This window comes from Neobacillus piezotolerans (genome assembly GCF_003362805.1).
GTDB classification, from domain to species: domain Bacteria; phylum Bacillota; class Bacilli; order Bacillales; family Cytobacillaceae; genus Bacillus_D; species Bacillus_D piezotolerans.
In genome coordinates this window covers 177,686-193,609 of sequence record NZ_QNQT01000003.1, presented here as the reverse complement: position 1 = coordinate 193,609, position 15,924 = coordinate 177,686, and the positions used below count along the sequence as shown (strand labels likewise).

15 protein-coding genes are annotated in these 15,924 nt (G+C 46.8%); 14 read left to right on the top strand and 1 reads right to left on the bottom strand.

What is annotated here, in order from left to right; translation table 11 throughout:
• Positions 1-68: 68 nt before the first annotated feature.
• From DRW41_RS09985 to DRW41_RS09920, 14 genes are all read left to right on the top strand, one after another.
• On the top strand, positions 69-524 hold the full coding sequence (locus tag DRW41_RS09985; RefSeq protein ID WP_115451843.1) for a type IV pilus modification PilV family protein: 456 nt from the start codon (positions 69-71) through the stop codon (positions 522-524).
• Positions 525-534: 10 nt separating this feature from the next.
• Positions 535-951 carry a PulJ/GspJ family protein gene (locus DRW41_RS09980; protein WP_115451842.1) on the top strand — a complete coding sequence of 139 codons (417 nt, stop codon included), beginning with the start codon at positions 535-537 and terminating at the stop codon, positions 949-951.
• 14 nt (positions 952-965) lie between these two features.
• Positions 966-2,318, top strand: coding sequence for a PilX N-terminal domain-containing pilus assembly protein (locus DRW41_RS09975; RefSeq protein ID WP_115451841.1), 1,353 nt, complete (start codon positions 966-968; stop codon positions 2,316-2,318).
• A 460-nt stretch (positions 2,319-2,778) separates the two neighbouring features.
• Positions 2,779-4,035 carry a M20/M25/M40 family metallo-hydrolase gene (locus DRW41_RS09970; RefSeq protein ID WP_115451840.1) on the top strand — a complete coding sequence of 419 codons (1,257 nt, stop codon included), beginning with the start codon at positions 2,779-2,781 and terminating at the stop codon, positions 4,033-4,035.
• A 102-nt stretch (positions 4,036-4,137) separates the two neighbouring features.
• A complete protein-coding gene (locus tag DRW41_RS09965) occupies positions 4,138-4,926 on the top strand; it encodes a DUF3100 domain-containing protein (RefSeq protein WP_115451839.1) in 789 nt (262 codons plus the stop codon).
• Positions 4,926-5,411, top strand: a complete 486-nt coding sequence (locus DRW41_RS09960) for a hypothetical protein (protein ID WP_115451838.1) — start codon at positions 4,926-4,928, stop codon at positions 5,409-5,411. The genes DRW41_RS09965 and DRW41_RS09960 overlap by 1 nt, the downstream gene beginning before the upstream one ends.
• A 200-nt stretch (positions 5,412-5,611) precedes the next feature.
• Complete coding sequence (yhfZ, locus tag DRW41_RS09955) at positions 5,612-6,544, top strand: GntR family transcriptional regulator YhfZ (RefSeq protein WP_115451837.1); 933 nt, start codon at positions 5,612-5,614, stop codon at positions 6,542-6,544.
• 56 nt (positions 6,545-6,600) lie between these two features.
• A complete protein-coding gene (locus DRW41_RS09950; protein ID WP_115451836.1) occupies positions 6,601-6,984 on the top strand; it encodes a PRD domain-containing protein in 384 nt (127 codons plus the stop codon).
• Positions 6,981-7,340 carry a DUF2620 domain-containing protein gene (locus DRW41_RS09945; protein WP_115451835.1) on the top strand — a complete coding sequence of 120 codons (360 nt, stop codon included), beginning with the start codon at positions 6,981-6,983 and terminating at the stop codon, positions 7,338-7,340. Before DRW41_RS09950 ends, DRW41_RS09945 begins: the two co-directional genes overlap by 4 nt.
• Positions 7,341-7,367: 27 nt before the next feature.
• A complete protein-coding gene (locus tag DRW41_RS09940; RefSeq protein WP_115451834.1) occupies positions 7,368-8,660 on the top strand; it encodes a YhfT family protein in 1,293 nt (430 codons plus the stop codon).
• 15 nt (positions 8,661-8,675) lie between these two features.
• Entirely contained in the window at positions 8,676-9,587 is a 912-nt protein-coding gene (locus DRW41_RS09935) for a phosphotriesterase family protein (RefSeq protein WP_115451833.1), read from the top strand.
• Positions 9,588-9,593: 6 nt separating this feature from the next.
• Entirely contained in the window at positions 9,594-10,727 is a 1,134-nt protein-coding gene (locus tag DRW41_RS09930) for an aminotransferase class V-fold PLP-dependent enzyme (protein WP_115451832.1), read from the top strand.
• Positions 10,728-10,770: 43 nt separating this feature from the next.
• Positions 10,771-11,931, top strand: coding sequence for a YhfX family PLP-dependent enzyme (locus DRW41_RS09925; RefSeq protein WP_115451831.1), 1,161 nt, complete (start codon positions 10,771-10,773; stop codon positions 11,929-11,931).
• Between the two features lie 2 nt (positions 11,932-11,933).
• A complete protein-coding gene (locus DRW41_RS09920; protein WP_115451830.1) occupies positions 11,934-13,127 on the top strand; it encodes a phosphopentomutase in 1,194 nt (397 codons plus the stop codon).
• A gap of 53 nt (positions 13,128-13,180) precedes the next feature.
• Here DRW41_RS09920 and DRW41_RS09915 read toward each other — a convergent pair whose 3' ends face one another.
• Complete coding sequence (locus DRW41_RS09915; protein WP_115451829.1) at positions 13,181-15,685, bottom strand: NEW3 domain-containing protein; 2,505 nt, start codon at positions 15,683-15,685, stop codon at positions 13,181-13,183.
• Positions 15,686-15,924 lie beyond the last annotated feature (239 nt).

The window sequence follows — 15,924 nt, the reverse complement described above, 5'->3', positions numbered from 1 at the left end:
GGGTTAAATAAGAAGGAAATTCCACTCATTGTAATTTTAGTAATTCTCATAAAAAGGAACTATCCACTATGAAACTATCTCCTCTCCTTAAGTCGCAGCGGGGGCTAACGCTGATTGAGATATTGGCGGCCATGATGATCCTGACCATAATCATTGTTTCCATGCTGCCTATGTTTGCCCATTCCGCACGTTCCAATAGTTTTTCTAAAAACATGATCGATGCTACGTATGTGGCGGAGGCTCATATGGAGACTGCCTACAACCTGGTTTCCACTGTTCCGTCACTCGATAGCGCGACCGCGTCCCTCACAAGCATCGCCTACGGATATACCCTGACAACGGCCGATTGCCCCGCGGGCAGCAAGTGTTTCTATAAAGCTGACAGCGGGCATTACGTTTTTGTCCAGGTGGCCAATGCGGGCCTCGCTAATGAAATGGCCAAGGTGAAGGTCAAGGTTTTTAAGGATTCAACAAAAGCCGTTAAGGAAGCACAAATGGAAACATTGCTTACCTGGAACCAATAGGGGGTCCCTCATGCTGAAAAATCAGAAAGGCTTGTCTTTGGCAGAGGTTTTGGCAGGGGCTGCGCTTCTTTCGCTCATCATGATCCTTGGCAGCTCGATTTTCCTTTTCGGGCAAAAACAGGCGATCAATCAGTCGGCACAAGTCCAAAATCAGGCGGATGTCCGCCTGGGCCTGAATATCATCACGAAAGAGATCAGGAAGGCATCAAGCGTGACGGTCATAAACAACGTCCTGACGATAAACGATACAGATATTTATAAACTGGAAAATGGCAATCTGACGAAAAACGGCGTTCCGGTTATATCCAGCCTCAAGGATTTTAAGATTCAGATGGCCGGCACTAAAGTTACCATATCGATGTCTGCCAACAACACGCCGAACAATCCGCAAACCACATTATCAACGACGATTTTTATCAGAAAATAAAAAGGTACCCGGAAATGAGTGAGACATTGAAACGAGCGAGAACGATTTTAAAAAATGAATCCGGCATGGCTATGGTCATGGTGCTGCTTGTTTTGGTCGTCATTGTCATTATGGGGCTCAGCATGATGGCGATGGCGGCCAACAATATGAGGATGGGGACAGTTGAGCGCGGTTACCAGTCTGCGTATTACATCGCCGAGGCAGGCGCGACCGCCAGATTAAACGAGATGAGCCCGGCCATCCGGTCAGTCTATAAAAATGCGTCAACGTTGGAAAGTTTTTTTAGTGGGGTCGATGCGGCGCTTGAACTTGGCGTTGAAAAGTCATATACGGATTTTGAAGACACATTTGGTGACAAGCCGGTAGCCAAAGTGAGGATTGAAAAAATAACGAGCGATACGATTATTTCGTATACAATTGATTATAAAATTACATCGACTGGGACAATTAACAACCGGTCCAGAACCGTATCGAGAATTGTCCATGTATCGTGGAAACCCAAAAGCGTCGTAAGGAACATTTTCGCAGACACAGTCATGTTTGGCACAGATGGGTTAGACGTCGCAAACACCCCCATTTCAGGAAGTATCGGCACCAATGCTACCAAGGCGAGTGGAAATGTAAAAATTACAGGGAATAATGTAAATATTAATGAAAGCCAAATAAAATATGATGCCAAAACGCCTGTCATTCTCCCAGAATTCCCCGGCTTTCAAGTACCTATAACTGCCAAAGATTTTTCTGGTGATCAGTTAAAAATGAATCGCGATATGGCGTTCAAATGGTTAACTGTGGGCAGCGGCAAAACATTGATCATCGAAACAGGCGAATATAACCGGAATCTAGTAATCAGTAATCTGACATTATTTCAGGATGGAAAAATAAAAATTATAGGAAAAGGAAAGCTCTCCATTTTTGCCAAAACGATAGAGATGACCAGCGGATCCATTATTAACGTAGATAAAGATTTGGATAAGCTTTATGTGTTCCTTGAGGGATCGGGGGGTACTTTAAACAATGGAACCATCTACGGTTCAATGTATGCAAAAAGTGCTGATATGAATGTAAACAACATCAATGGCGTGCAAGGGCATATTATTACAGGCGGTACCTCGGTTAAGCTCAAAGGTGAGCCGCTCACCTATCCAAGGATGTTTTTTGCACCAAATGCAACTGTTGATTTAGATGTTACGTTTTCCGGATCGATTATTGCGAAAAAAATAATTTCCAAGGGTGCCAATACAACCGGTAAATTTGAATTTGTTCAAATCAACTATGAAAATTCCCCCATCTATGTCGATACCGGCGCAAATGGAACGCCATTACAGGACAGTATCGTCACCGACCCGCTTAGGGAAATTAATTAGAGTGTAATGCCCGGGCTTTCGGTTATGCCACCTCGGCCTTATGGAAACCTCTTAACCAGTTAAGCCTTGAAGACTTGGCTCCTGATCCCCTCGTAAAACTATAGCTTAAAGGCTGCTGAAGCAAATTGCTCAGCAGCCTTTTTTAATTGGTGGAACCTTGCCTTACGGGTATCTCGCCTTATTTTCCTTATTTAACCATACCAGTATAATAACTGTATGGAAAAATTAATTTAAAACCGTAACCAGCCTTACTTTTTACCAATTTAGAATTGAATGACTATTGGTTTTTTGCCGACTGAATAGGTTTTTTCTCGATACCTAATTGGAAATGCTGAGAAAAATACAAACGATTATTAATCTGTTAACCAAAATATTCGCATTGACGGCCTTTATATGTTTGGATAAGATAATGTAATAATAAATACTTAAACTCCATGAGTAAACGGGGGCGTTTGTGAAAATGTTATTCAAAAAACAATATCAGGATATCGCGGAGCTTTCAAAGAAAATCTTCCAGAACCCCGAATTAGGCTACAAGGAGTTCAAGACTAAAGACACCGTCAAGGAATTTTTGCTTAAGGTGAATCGGGACATCGAGATTGAAGAATTCAGTACTACAGGCCTGAAAACCTCACTCGGCAGCCAAACCGGGCTGAATATCGCGTTCATTGCCGAGTTGGATGCCGTCTATGCGCCAAGCCATAAGTGGTCGGATCCGCAAACCGGCGCCGCGCACAACTGCGGCCACTACACACAGGTTGGCATCGCACTCGCGCTGTATAGCTACCTTTATCAGACCAAAGCGTACAAAAATTACGATTTCAAGATAACGTTCGTATTTGTTCCTGCCGAGGAATACCTCGATCTGTCGTATCGAGCGAAACTAGTAGCTGATAAAACAATCAGTTATTACGGCGGCAAACCGGAAGCAATGAAGCTGGGTGTGTTCGATGATATAGATCTCGGCATTTGCGTCCACGCGATGGGTGGCGAATTCCCGGAACGAACGATTGAAGTCAACTGCGACTTGGCGGGCTTTTTGTACAAAAAATACACGTTCAAAGGGAAAGCGACCCATGCGGGGTTCGATCCTTTTTCGGCTAAAAATGCTTACAGCATGTCCACGCTCTTTAATGTGGCGTTGGGACTGAGCCGCCAGCAGCTAAGGGAAGATGAAATGGTACGGATTAATCCAATTGTGATGGAGTCCGACATGTCGACGAACGTCATCCCGAACCAAATTACCGTAGGGAGCGACGTCAGGACGCAATCCGTCGGCTATATGAAAGAGGTCGTCAAGCGGATGGACGACGCGGCCATCGGAAGCGCCCGCGCCCTTCAGGGGGAAGTCGCGATTGAAACACAAATGGGCTATCTGCCTTTCGTCCAGGACCGCTACCTGAACGAGTTCGTGATCAGCGCTTTTGAAAAAAATGATGAGATTGCCGCAATCAAAAACAACAATCCAATTAGTGCCGCCGGCGATATCGGGGACCTTTCCTACATGTTCCCGTGCATCCAGGTCGGGTACAGCGGATTTACAGGGACGATTCACGGCGATGATTTCATTGATATCGACCCGGAATATATCTTTGAGGTATTCCCGAGATTCATGGCCCAGGTACTCGAGGAAATGAAGGGGAAAATCGACCGCGAAAAGCTGTACAAACGTTCTTTCGCGGACTACGAAAAATTGCTTGCGGCGATTTTGGAGTAGTGACATGAAATGGCGCCGGGCCGGGAAATAAGACATGGTTTTTCAGGACCCCACATTGCCATTATTTTTTTAAAAACTAACCACAATAGAGAGAGGCTGACCATGAAATCGAAATTTATTTATTTGCTCGTATTTGTCCTGCTCGTCATCACTGCCGCTGAATTTATTGGTTTCCAGGCAATTACGATTGGAACCATCAAGATCGGCCTTTTGCCGTTGGTGTTTGCCATCCTGATTACAATGATTTTGGGGATACCTGTATTTCGGAAAGGAATTTTAAAAAATATCTACAGCCGTGAGAATGTCCTGTTTTCGAGCAAGTATTTGATTTTTATTATGCTTCCGTTAATGGCAAGGTATGGGGCGGATGTCGCACCGCATCTGCAAGAAATTCTTAAGCTTGGCTGGATTTTTCTTTTCCAGGAGCTAGGGAACCTGGGGACAGTCGTTCTTGGGCTGCCGGTTGCATTGTTTCTCGGCCTGCGGCGGGAAGCCATCGGCTCGACGCTCGGGCTTGGCCGTGAAGGGGAACTTGCGTATATTACCGAAAAATATACGCTTGATTCAGCTGAAGGGCGCGGGGTATTATCGCTCTATATCATTGGTACGCTGTTTGGCGCGATTTTCTTCAGCATCCTCGCACCGATCCTGCTTGACCTTGGCTTCCGTGTCGAGGCGCTCGCGATTGCTTCAGGCATGGGATCCGCCAGCATGATGACAGCCTCGTCCTCAAGCCTGGTCGCACGGATGCCGGACATGCAAAGCACAATTTTGGCATACGCTTCCGCAAGCCAGCTTTTGACCAGCTTCCTCGGTACGTTTACAATGGTTTTCCTTGCGGTTCCACTGCAGCGCTTCATGTACCGTCTATTTGTAAGGGGTGAAAAATAATGGCCGCGGGATTAAATAAATATGTGAAATTCGGACTGATTTTATTGCTCAGCATCGGGCTGATTTTATTCACCCAGCAAATCAAACTGATAAAAAACCCGGATTCAACGCCGATATCGGTTATGACGATTTACGGATTGATTGTATTGTGGATGTTTTCCTTCATTGGCATCCTGATTTCCGATTTGGTGAAAAAGGTTCCCGTAAGTTTTGTCAAGGACTTCCCGGTCCTCGGCTGGGTGGCGATTACGTCGCTCATTTTCTGCTCCATTTCGGACTGGTTCATCAAGGCGATCGGCGCGGTCGACTTCCTGTCCATCACCACGCCAATCCTGGCCTTTGCGGGAATCTCCGTCGTCGACCAGCTCGTGGATCTAAGGAAAACCTCCTGGAAAGTCGCCATCGTCGCCGTCTTCGTCTTTACAGGCACTTACATCGGCAGCGCATTGCTGGCCCAATTCGGACTCTTCGTGTCTGGGAAGTAAAGAAAGATATTTTTCAAAACCCGTTAAGTCATTTACTTGCGGGTTTTTTCCTTTTCAAGAATGTAGAATCTTATAACAGCATTGATTGAAGAAATAGCGTAACGGTCCTTGATTGTTCGCACTTGTGAATTTGTTTTGTAAGCGCTATATTTATAATATACAAAATTTCGTATATTGCATATTGTTAAGGTTGTGATGAGATGTCGCGTATTTGGGAAAGCCTTTTTTCTAAAAATGGCCTGGCAGCCAGGTATATTGCAAAAGAGTTATTGGATTTGGAGGAAGGGCAGCGCATACCGCGGGTCAGTGACTTCACTGACAAGCTGGATTTGGGAAGAGGGACTGTCCAGGGAGCCATAAAAGTTCTTGAGGATTTGCACGCCATCCAATTGGAATCAAGGGGGCATTTGGGGACTTTCCTGCGTAAAAGGGATGTGAATTTACTGTATGAAATCGCCGGGATCGGGCCAATCATTGGCGTCATGCCCTTGCCTTATTCCAGAAGGTACGAAGGGCTGGCCACCGGACTGATTGAGGAGCTGCAAGGTTTGAATATTAAAGTGGGCCTCGCCTATATGCGGGGGGCAATTCCGCGGATTGAAGCTTTGAAATCCCGCCGATATGATTTTTCGATCATGTCCTTATTGGCGGCTGAAAAAGCTGTCAGAAGATTTGATGGCCTTGAAATCATCAGGGATTTCGGAGAGGAATCCTATGTTACCTCGCATAAAATCTTTTTTTCTAATGGGCAGTTCAATTCAATCAAGGACGGAATGAGAGTGGGAATTGATTACTCGTCTATCGACCAGGCGGAAATCACATTGCGTGAATGTAAGGGGAAACAAGTAGAATTTATTGAATCAGGTTATATGCAGCTTTTCTCTATGTTAAAAGAAGGCACGATTGATGCCGCTGTTTGGAATTCGGATGAGGAAAATACCCTTCGAACATTTCCTTCTTCCGATTTTACATCCAAGGAGGCAAACGAACTGGCAGCCAAGGCTACGACAGCTGTGGTAATCGTAGAGTCAATGCGGAATGAAATAAAGGAGCGGATCCAGTCCATCAATATTGGAAACGTCATGCGTACCCAGCGTCTAGTTATCGAGGGAAAAAAGTATCCGCATTACTAGGTGGACTAATTTTCCTTTGAGATGAATATACTAAATACAGTATTTTGGAGGATTTTATGAATATCAAAGATCTTAAAGAGAGACTTTCTATTTTACTAGATTCTGAAGTAATCACAGAAAGGTCGGCGAGCATTTGCCTTGAGGCATGTAAGCAGCTGCTAAAGCGTTTGGGAGCGGAACATATCGAGGGTTCCGAAATGTTATTTACCCATTTGCCGACCGCGATTTCGAGAATTGAAAGGGGTGAAGAAATCGAAGGGCCAATGCCTGAATTGATGGGAGAGGTAAGACAATCTCAATGGTTTGATGAGGCAATGGAAGAAATTAGATACGTTGAAACAATCCACGGAAAACCATTGCCGCCCGAAGAAATTGATTATCTATTGCTTCACTATACAAATGTGTTTTTGCAAAACCATATAAGGAGAGTGACGGAATGAAAATTGTAATTGGCGGCCAAGTAGATAAAAAGGAGATTGATAGTTTAGTAAAAAGCTTTGATAGCAGTATTACGACAATTGTTAAATCGGATCTCGACGCAGCGATGGCGGTCAAGACCGGCCAGGCAGATTATTATCTAGGCGCATGCCATACCGGTGGCGGCGGCGCTTTGGCCATGGCAATCGCGCTTCTGGGAAAACCAAAATGTGAAACGGTCTCAATGCCCGGCAAAAGGCCCGTCGAGGAGAATGTGATTCAGGCGGTTAATGAAGGAAAGGTAGCCTTTGGCTTTACGGCTGACCATAAAGATCAGGCAGTTCCAATGATTCTGGCAGCAATAAAAAGTAAGGCCTAAATCTACATTTATTAGGAGGAAAAAACGATGGAAATGACGTTGATTGTCTTAATCGGTGCTGTTGCTGCTGTCTTGGCCAATATGAATATCGCGGTGTTCAATGACGGGCTCCGCCCAATTGTTTCGGAACATACAGAAGGCCGGCTGACAAGAAGGGACCTGGCCTTCACCGCATTCGCGATGAGTTTTGGTCTGGTAATCGGCTTCGGGATACCCTTCACATTAACGGCAAGTATTATTTTAATCCACAGTATCCTGCTTGGGACTGACATTATCGGGCTGATGACTCCAAAGAACAAGTGGGGCACACCTGTGGCAGCAATCATTGGCGGTGCTTATGGCGCCGGCTTGCTCGTTGGGCTAGAGGGGTTCGTAAAGCTCTTTGAAAAACTTCCCTTGAACTTTCTTCCGGCCATGGGCCAGGTCGGCGCGCCGGTCGTCGTTACGTTTATGGCATTCCCCGCGCTTGCGGTCGCTTTTCAGTTCAGTGTAAAAAAAGGACTCGTAACTTTTATCGTTTCTGCAATCGTTCGCCAATTGGCTGTTTTTGTAAATGAAAACAAATTTTTGACCTTCTCCGACACAGCAGTCACCTTGAACCAGGAAGGTATGGCACTTATTACAGGTATGATTTTCCTTCTCGTTTTTGCAATGAAAGAAAAGAAAGAGGAAGGCACTTCAATCGATCTGGCAGCCATCTTCAGTGACAAGGTAGCCAAGATCCGAAAGAATGTCGTTTTCTTCATGATTATCGGAGGCTTAATTGCCGCTGCGACGAACCTGGCCATCATGGCTGGGGATCCTATTTCTCTCAATCTGCTTGCTGATGGCAAAGAGACTGACGCGGGAATTGCGGCTGCCGCGCGTGCTCTTGGGTTCATTCCTTTAATAGCGAGTACCGCGATTGCAACGGGTGTATACAGCCCAGTTGGCTTTACGCTCATATTTGTTGTCGGTCTATTCTCACCGAATGTCTGGGTTGCTTTACTAGCAGGTGTTATTGTTATTTTCCTCGAAGTCATGCTTTTGGCTAGTATTGCAAGATTTTTGGATAAATACCCCGGCATCCGTAATTCTGGTGAAAATATCCGAAACGCCATGTCGAAGTTGCTTGAGGTTGCGCTATTGATTGGCGGCGCCAATGCCGCAAATGCGATTGCCCCTGGATTTGGGTTCTTTTTCATCGCTGGGACTTACTTGTTGAATGAGGCTGCCGGCCGGCCAATTGTGCGCATGGCGGTAGGTCCGGTTGGCGCGATTCTAGTAGGAATCATTGCAAACATTCTAGTGGTGATGGGGCTTATGACAATTCCAAAATAGGAACGAGGGTTCAAGATGATACAAACAGTCCTAGGCAAGATCAAGCCGGAGGAATTCGGCGTTTGCGCTGTCCATGAACATTTGTCGATTGACCTTTCGAGAATTAAGAAAGATCCTGATACGATCCTTGATGACGAAGAGGGCATGCTTGAGGAATTGAATGATTTTTACCGGCTGGGCGGCCGTTCGATGGTGGAAGTGACGAATGATGGAATGGGCCGGGATGTTAATAGATTAAAAAGGCTAAGTGAGAAATCAGGCGTGCATATTGTAACCTGCACCGGCTTTTATAAAGATCCATTTATTCCGTACTATGCCGCCGAGTGGGATTCTGAACAATTTGCCAGGCATTTTATCCGCGAAGCAAAAGAAGGAATTGATGGGACTGGGATTCTTCCAGGCGTCATTGGCGAGGTTGGCTCCAGCAAGGATGAGATGAAGCCTATTGAAAAAGAGCTGTTGATTGGAGCGGCCATTGCGGGGAAGGAAACCGGGCTTCCAGTGACAACTCATACGACACTTGGGACATTGGGATTTGAACAAGTCGAATTATTGACTTCCCACGGACTGCCAGCCGAACAAATCATTATTGGCCATCAGGACCTTAATCCGAATAAGGATGAGGTTCTGGCTGTCCTTGAAACAGGCGTCTTCATTGATTTTGACACGATTGGCAAAAACAACTACCGCCCAGATGAAGAGCGGGTTGACTTTTTGCTAGATTTCATCGTGCGCGGATATGAAAAACAAATTCTATTATCGGCGGATTTAACAAGGAAATCACATTGGAAAAAACATGGCGGCCCTGGATATGGGCTAGTTCTTGAGCACTTTGTGCCGCGTCTCAGAACAGCGGGAGTACCAGAGGAAGTTATTCATCTATTCCTGGTTTCCAATCCAGCAAGAGCTTTTACGATTAAGGAGTGATTCACGTTGCCGGGATATGATCGAACTAAGCTAAAATACGCGGAATCGGTTTTGCCGAGTTTATCAATTGATGAAGCAAAAGAATTGCAGTTCAGTCTTGTCCATATGATGAGCAGGCATTTTGAAGGGAAGCAGTTTTTATCAATGGGCGATTTGGGCGTTTCCCCGAAATGGAAACGCCCTGAACAAACATACCTGGTGGAACGGGCTATCGCTGATTTCTTTGAAGCGGAGGAGTGCGCACTCGTAAGGGGTGCTGGAACAGGGGCGATTCGCACTATCTTGAGTTCACTTCTTTCCGCGGGAGAAAAAATGATCATCCATAGTGCCCCGGTTTACATGACGACGAAGGAAACAATCCGGATCCTTGGCTTGAATACGGTAAGCGCCGATTATAACAGGATTGAGGATGTCCAAAACGTAGTCAACACGGTAAGTGACGCGAAGGTTTTTTATATACAGCATGCGCGGCAGCAGCCTACCGACACTTATAGTCTAAAGGAAGTAATTTCGGCGGTGAAAAGTGTCCGCCCGGATTTGCCAATCGTCGTGGACGATAACTATTGTGCATTCAAGACCCATGGAATTGGCGTGGAGTATGGAGCGGATTACTCTACCTTTTCTGGTTTTAAAGTATTGGGCCCTGAAGGCATCGGCATCATTGTAGGAAAAAAGGAAGCAATCGATTTTATCCATGAACGTAATTATTCCGGAGGCGGCCAGGTTCAGGGGTACGAAGCGATGGAACTTTTAAGAATGATGACTTTCGCCCCGGTTTCCCTCGCCATCCAGAACGAACAGGTTGAGGAATTGTGCAGGCGGTTAAATGAAGGGGAAGTGCCTGGAATCGATTCTGCCTATATGACAAACGCCCAATCGAAAAACGTCATTGTTGAATTGGCCCATCCAATCGCGAAAAAAGTCATTTCCATCAGTGATACGAAAGGCGCTGCGACCCACCCGGTGGGGGCCGAGTCAAAATACGAGATTATCCCGATGATTTACCGTGTGTCAGGAAGCTTTATTGAAGCCCAGCCCCGCCTCAAGGACTATGGACTCAGAATCAATCCGATGAAGGCGGGCGCGTCGACGATCATTTCAATTTTGCAAAAAGCGATACCGGAAGCAATGGAAACATGAGATACGCATCGTTAGAGAATCCCAATGAAAAGGGGGGAACTTCATGTTTTTAGATGTTACGAAAAGAAGGAATCCAGGGCTAATCCGTACCGGCACCGCGCTGCACCAAATGGGGAAGATTCCCCCAAATACGTATGTGATTGATTTGGATAGTTTACAAGAAAATGTGAGGCTGCTTTCCAAGGCCGCTAAAGAGCACAACTTTCATCTTTATTTTATGAGCAAGCAGCTGGGCAGGCTTCCCGAAGTTGCCAAACTTATCTCTGGGAATGGCATTCAAAAAGCTGTTGCGGTTGAATTCGATGAAGGGAAGACATTGTTTGAAGCGGGAATTCCGATTGGAAATATCGGGCACCTTGTCCAGCCCGGCAAAAACCAATGGGATGAAGTGCTTTCGTGGAAACCCGAGGTCGTGACCATCTTTTCGAACGAAAAAGCAGAACAGGTGTCGAATGCGGCAATAAAGCTTGGCCAAGTCCAGGATATCTTGCTTAAAGTGTATGGGGAATCTGATCTTATTTATCCGGGGCAGGAAGGCGGATTCCAATTGAGGGATTTGCCATCCTCCTTGGCCATATTGAAAAGCTTGCCGGGAATCAGGATAGCCGGCATTACAACATTCCCGAATTTCCAGCTCTCGGAATCCCATGATGCCATGATTCCGACCCCCAACTTTTATACATTGTTAAAGGCAAGAGTCATTCTTGAGCAGAATGGCATTACAGTCCAACAGGTCAATGGGCCAAGTGCGACGAGTGTAGAAACGATTCCATTTTTGGCTGAAAACGGGGTAACCCACGGTGAACCCGGACACGCACTCACCGGGACAACTCCATTGCATGCGTATAAGGATTTACCGGAAAAGCCCGCTATCATCTATGTAACCGAGGTATCCCATTGCGATTCAGATTATAGTTATGTGATTGGCGGAGGGTATTATGGCCGTTCAAATTTATCCGGCTGCCTGGTGGGCGATTCCGAGGAAACCATCTTGGATCAATTTGTCCCCGCCTATGAAGGGAGCCCCGAAGCGATCGACTATTATGGCAGAATCGGAAAAAGTGATAACTTCACGATAAAAACTGGAGACACAGCCGTGTTCGCCTTCCGGACTCAAGTGTTTGTCACGAGGGCCCATATCGCGCTGGTTAAAGGCATTCAATCTGGAAATCCTGAGCTGGTGCATTTCGAAAGGAAGTGGTAACAATGGCAAAAGCGATTTTGCTAGTCATTGACAGCTTCGGGATTGGCGCGATGGAGGATTGCAACGAATTTAATCCGGCGGACTGCCAAGCAAACACATTTAATCACATCCGCGAAGCTGTTCCTTCATTGCATATTCCAACTTTATATGGACTTGGGCTCGGGGCGCTTTCGGACGGGAAAGAACCTTCCATCCATGCTTACGGGAAATCGAAGCTAGCCCACCATGGCGCGGATACGTATCTTGGCCACCAGGAAATCGCCGGGAGCTGTCCGAAAAAGTCCACGAAAAGATTGATGAAGGACATCCATCAGGAATTGGCAGCGGCACTTAAAGAGAAGGGCTATGAAATCAGCTATCCTTGGCCAGGGCGTCCCGTTTTCGTCGTCAACGGTGGGTGTGTTGTCGGGGATAATCTAGAGTCTTCTTTAGGTAATATTATCAATCTTTGTGCAGACTTTAACATAATGCCGTTCGAAGATTTAAAAAAGGTCGGCAAAATAGTCCGCGAACACGTCGACACCAGCAGGGTGATCGCATATGGGGGACCGTATACTTCCATTAAAAAAATCCTTTCTGTCGTGAAAGAGAAGAATCCTGGCCAGTGGGGAGTCGACAGCCCGAAAGCAGGCGTTTATGGGAAGGGCTACGAAGTTTATCATATGGGATATGGGGTCAATATAAAAGGACAGTTCCCGATGATTGCCGCGCAACATAGTCTAAAGGTTTACCGCATCGGCAAAACAGCCGATGTCCTGCACGGAAAGGGACCAGCCTACCCGCTCGTCGATACTGATAAAATCCTCCAGGTTTTGAAGGAAACATACGAACAGGAGGAAGAGAACGCGGCCTACCTTGTTAATATACAGGAAACCGATCTTGCGGGACATTCCGAGGATCCGGACTGGTATGCGGAAATATTGAATAAAACGGACCAGTGGCTGGAAGACTTTCTTCCTTCGATGAATGAAGAAGATATGATCATCATCATGGCTGACCATGGAAATGACCCTACCATTGGCCATTCAAATCACACCCGTGAATATGTTCCGATTATGATCTCGGGAAAAAAAGTCCGGCAAGTCCATATCGGAACCCGGGAAACGATGGCCGATATCGGGGCCACACTCAGTGCCTTCTTCGGCTTGCCAAAAACCGAACAGGGAGAAAGCTTTTTAAGCATGATTCTTAAATAGCAAACGAAAAGGAAGCAGGAAAAACCTGCTTCCTTCTATTGTATTACCCAACTTCACTCGGCATGGTAGCTGATGAGGTTGGTGAAAATGCGATATCCGCCGGGAACCTGCCCCTGGATTTGGCGGTAGAAGACGAGATTTGTATAAAGGTATGTGCCTTTACCGTAGTTGGCCATAAGGATGCCGCCATCGAATGGCGCTTCTCCCGGGTCGGCCATGCTGACAAATGTCTGATACTCAGGCGCCCAAGCCATCGGGTAGTACAGCCCCCGTTCCTGGACCCAGCCGGACCAGTCACTGTCCGTGATCTTGTTCGGATAGTTGAACAGCGGCGAATCAGGCTGCAGCACAGTCACTTTGGCGTTTTCATCCGTTACCCTCCACTTAATGGACGGGCTGCCGATTGTCAGTGGATAGGGCGCAGTCGTATCCTTGTTCCAGCCATCCTCCGGTTTATGGTATTGGACGACCAGGTGCCCGCCATTTGCGACGTATTCCTTCAGGCGTTCATTGTTCGCCTTCAAGTCATGGCGCGACAAGTAGGCGCGGATGCCGGTAACAATCGTATCGTACTGGCTCAAATCCCCAGAAGCCAAATCGGCCTCCGTCAGCTTCGTAATATTCAAACCCGCATTCGCAAGGTAATCAGCGACCATATCAAAGCCACTCTCAATATAGCCGATTTTCAAATCGCGATTAACAAGCAGCTCGAACGCGACTCCGTTCACCTTCGCGGGATACTCGTAATAAAACGTCCCGATATGGCCGTAGCTGATTTCCTGGATCGTCGAGCCGACCGTTTTCCCATTCACTTCGGCCACAGCGTCAATTTCGAAGTTCCCTTCCTTCACGTCAGCAGGCGGAACGAGCTTAAAGGCAACTTCTTTTTCCTCAAGCTTTTTGGAAAATTGGACAACACCCACAGCCGGCGACGCATTCCAACCTGCCGGGACGTTCAGTGCAACCTTCGCGCTTGTCTCTCCATCATGGTAATTCCTCACCTTAACGGTAACCGGGATTTCATCCTGAACATTCGCGGTATTCACGACGATATCCTCCGGCGACAATGTCAGCGCCACATCCGGGAGGACCGCCACCGTTCCGTCAAGCTCCTTCACCTGTACGGTTTTAGCGCCGGCGGATTCAAAGCTGACAGCCGTGCGGATAGCCGGTTCGTTGTACGCATGGTAGTAATCGGCGTCCTTAGGCACAGCAACTTTAAACGTTAGCTTTGCCGCTTCACCCGGAGACAGGCTGCCAGCTGAACCGTTCCCTGAAACCTTCCAGCCATCCGGAACGAGCAATTCAGCCTTGGCGTTTTTCAGTTCCTGTCCGCCGTTGTTTTTAAGCTCGACAGTCACAGTCGTCGTTTGTCCCTGATTCAGGATGTTGTCGGCAGCTTTTGCGTCAGCGGTGAGGCCGGAAGCTTCGAAGCTTGCTTCCTGGAGCTGCTCTTCCTTAAGGGATAGCTTATGGAGGAGGTCGTTTTTCAAAGCAGCATCAAGCTTTGCGCTTTTTGTTTTATCCAAAAGCCTGTTGACATCCTTCAATGCTTTCTGGCTCGTGGAAAATACACTGTCCCTGTTAGGGTAGGCGGCGATGATTGCATCGAGTTCTTCCTGAAGCTTAGTGAATTGAATCTTCAGGTCATTCGCGTTTTTCGGTAAAACTTGCGCCCATTCACTGAAGTCATATGGAATACCCGCGAACAGGCTGTTGTCTCCTTTTGTGTCAACGGCGGACTTCACTAGCTGAAGATGCGCTTGCCGTGGGGCAACAGGGATGTCGCTTCCCATTCCCTGGCTTTTGTGCATATAGCGTGACTGTTCGCCGAGCTGTGGATACGACATCCCGTAAATCGGATCGAACATGCCAATTTCAATCGAGGTAGTCACAACATCCTTTGATACTGGAAGATAGAATTTTTTCACCTGCCAGACAGACAGGCCTTCTTTTAATTGTTCAGGATAAACGGCGGGATCCGAGGCGTCCTTAAAGGCTTTTTCGCTTAGGATGGATATCGCGCGGTGATGGCCGTGCTGTGTATCGACGTTCAGGAAGGATGGCATGACGATGTCAGGCTGGTATGTCCGGATGAAGCGGATCAGCCGTTCGTATGTGACATCTTCTCCCCATTTTTCCAACGTTTCATCGGGGCTTTTTGAAAAGCCGAAATCATAAATATCGTCCGAGGTTGTTTCGCTGAGATGATAGGCCTTTACGCCAGTTATTTTCGCGGCCTCGATCATTTCCCTTGAACGGATGATGCCGAGGGCGTTGCCCAATTCCTGGCCGATTTCATTTTGCCCGCCCTCGCCGCGGTTGGCGATCAGGCTGGACGTTTTCACGCCGAGCCCCCTTGACAAATAGGCGAGAAGATCGCTCCGTTCATCGTCGGGGTGCGCACCGGTATTCAAGAATGTAACCGTCGTTCCAAGCGGTTTGACAACATTCCAAAGGCTGACATCCGGCCCGTCCGCTTTGGCGGCGCCGCCTGAAAACGGGAGGAGCGTGATGACAAGCAGCAGTGAAGCAAACACGTTCAACAATTTTTTCATGCTTTGTAACCCCTTTCATTTTTATGTAAGACAAGCTCTTAATAAGGAGTTTTCCCTCCTCATTGCCAATTACGTTAGTTAATCTAAATAACTAACGAGGCGCGGGCTGTCACTTAAGAAATAGCATAAGGAGAAAATAATGTAAATAATTCAATATTGGGAAAATTATAAATAGTTATTAAGGCCCATTAAGTGAATGTTTGTGCAATTCCGAATATAATTTCTTGTAAACGATTGCA

Bases quoted from the DNA above. Each gene is read 5' to 3' on its own strand.
- DRW41_RS09940 (WP_115451834.1), top strand. From the start codon at position 7,368: ATGGAAATGACGTTGATTGTCTTAATCGGTGCTGTTGCTGCTGTCTTG.
- DRW41_RS09965 (WP_115451839.1), top strand. From the start codon at position 4,138: ATGAAATCGAAATTTATTTATTTGCTCGTATTTGTCCTGCTCGTCATC.
- DRW41_RS09945 (WP_115451835.1), top strand. From the start codon at position 6,981: ATGAAAATTGTAATTGGCGGCCAAGTAGATAAAAAGGAGATTGATAGT.
- DRW41_RS09960 (WP_115451838.1), top strand. From the start codon at position 4,926: ATGGCCGCGGGATTAAATAAATATGTGAAATTCGGACTGATTTTATTG.
- yhfZ (WP_115451837.1), top strand. From the start codon at position 5,612: ATGTCGCGTATTTGGGAAAGCCTTTTTTCTAAAAATGGCCTGGCAGCC.
- DRW41_RS09935 (WP_115451833.1), top strand. From the start codon at position 8,676: ATGATACAAACAGTCCTAGGCAAGATCAAGCCGGAGGAATTCGGCGTT.
- DRW41_RS09975 (WP_115451841.1), top strand. From the start codon at position 966: ATGAGTGAGACATTGAAACGAGCGAGAACGATTTTAAAAAATGAATCC.
- DRW41_RS09950 (WP_115451836.1), top strand. From the start codon at position 6,601: ATGAATATCAAAGATCTTAAAGAGAGACTTTCTATTTTACTAGATTCT.
- DRW41_RS09970 (WP_115451840.1), top strand. From the start codon at position 2,779: ATGTTATTCAAAAAACAATATCAGGATATCGCGGAGCTTTCAAAGAAA.
- DRW41_RS09925 (WP_115451831.1), top strand. From the start codon at position 10,771: ATGTTTTTAGATGTTACGAAAAGAAGGAATCCAGGGCTAATCCGTACC.
- DRW41_RS09985 (WP_115451843.1), top strand. From the start codon at position 69: ATGAAACTATCTCCTCTCCTTAAGTCGCAGCGGGGGCTAACGCTGATT.
- DRW41_RS09915 (WP_115451829.1), bottom strand. From the start codon at position 15,685: ATGAAAAAATTGTTGAACGTGTTTGCTTCACTGCTGCTTGTCATCACG.
- DRW41_RS09920 (WP_115451830.1), top strand. From the start codon at position 11,934: ATGGCAAAAGCGATTTTGCTAGTCATTGACAGCTTCGGGATTGGCGCG.
- DRW41_RS09980 (WP_115451842.1), top strand. From the start codon at position 535: ATGCTGAAAAATCAGAAAGGCTTGTCTTTGGCAGAGGTTTTGGCAGGG.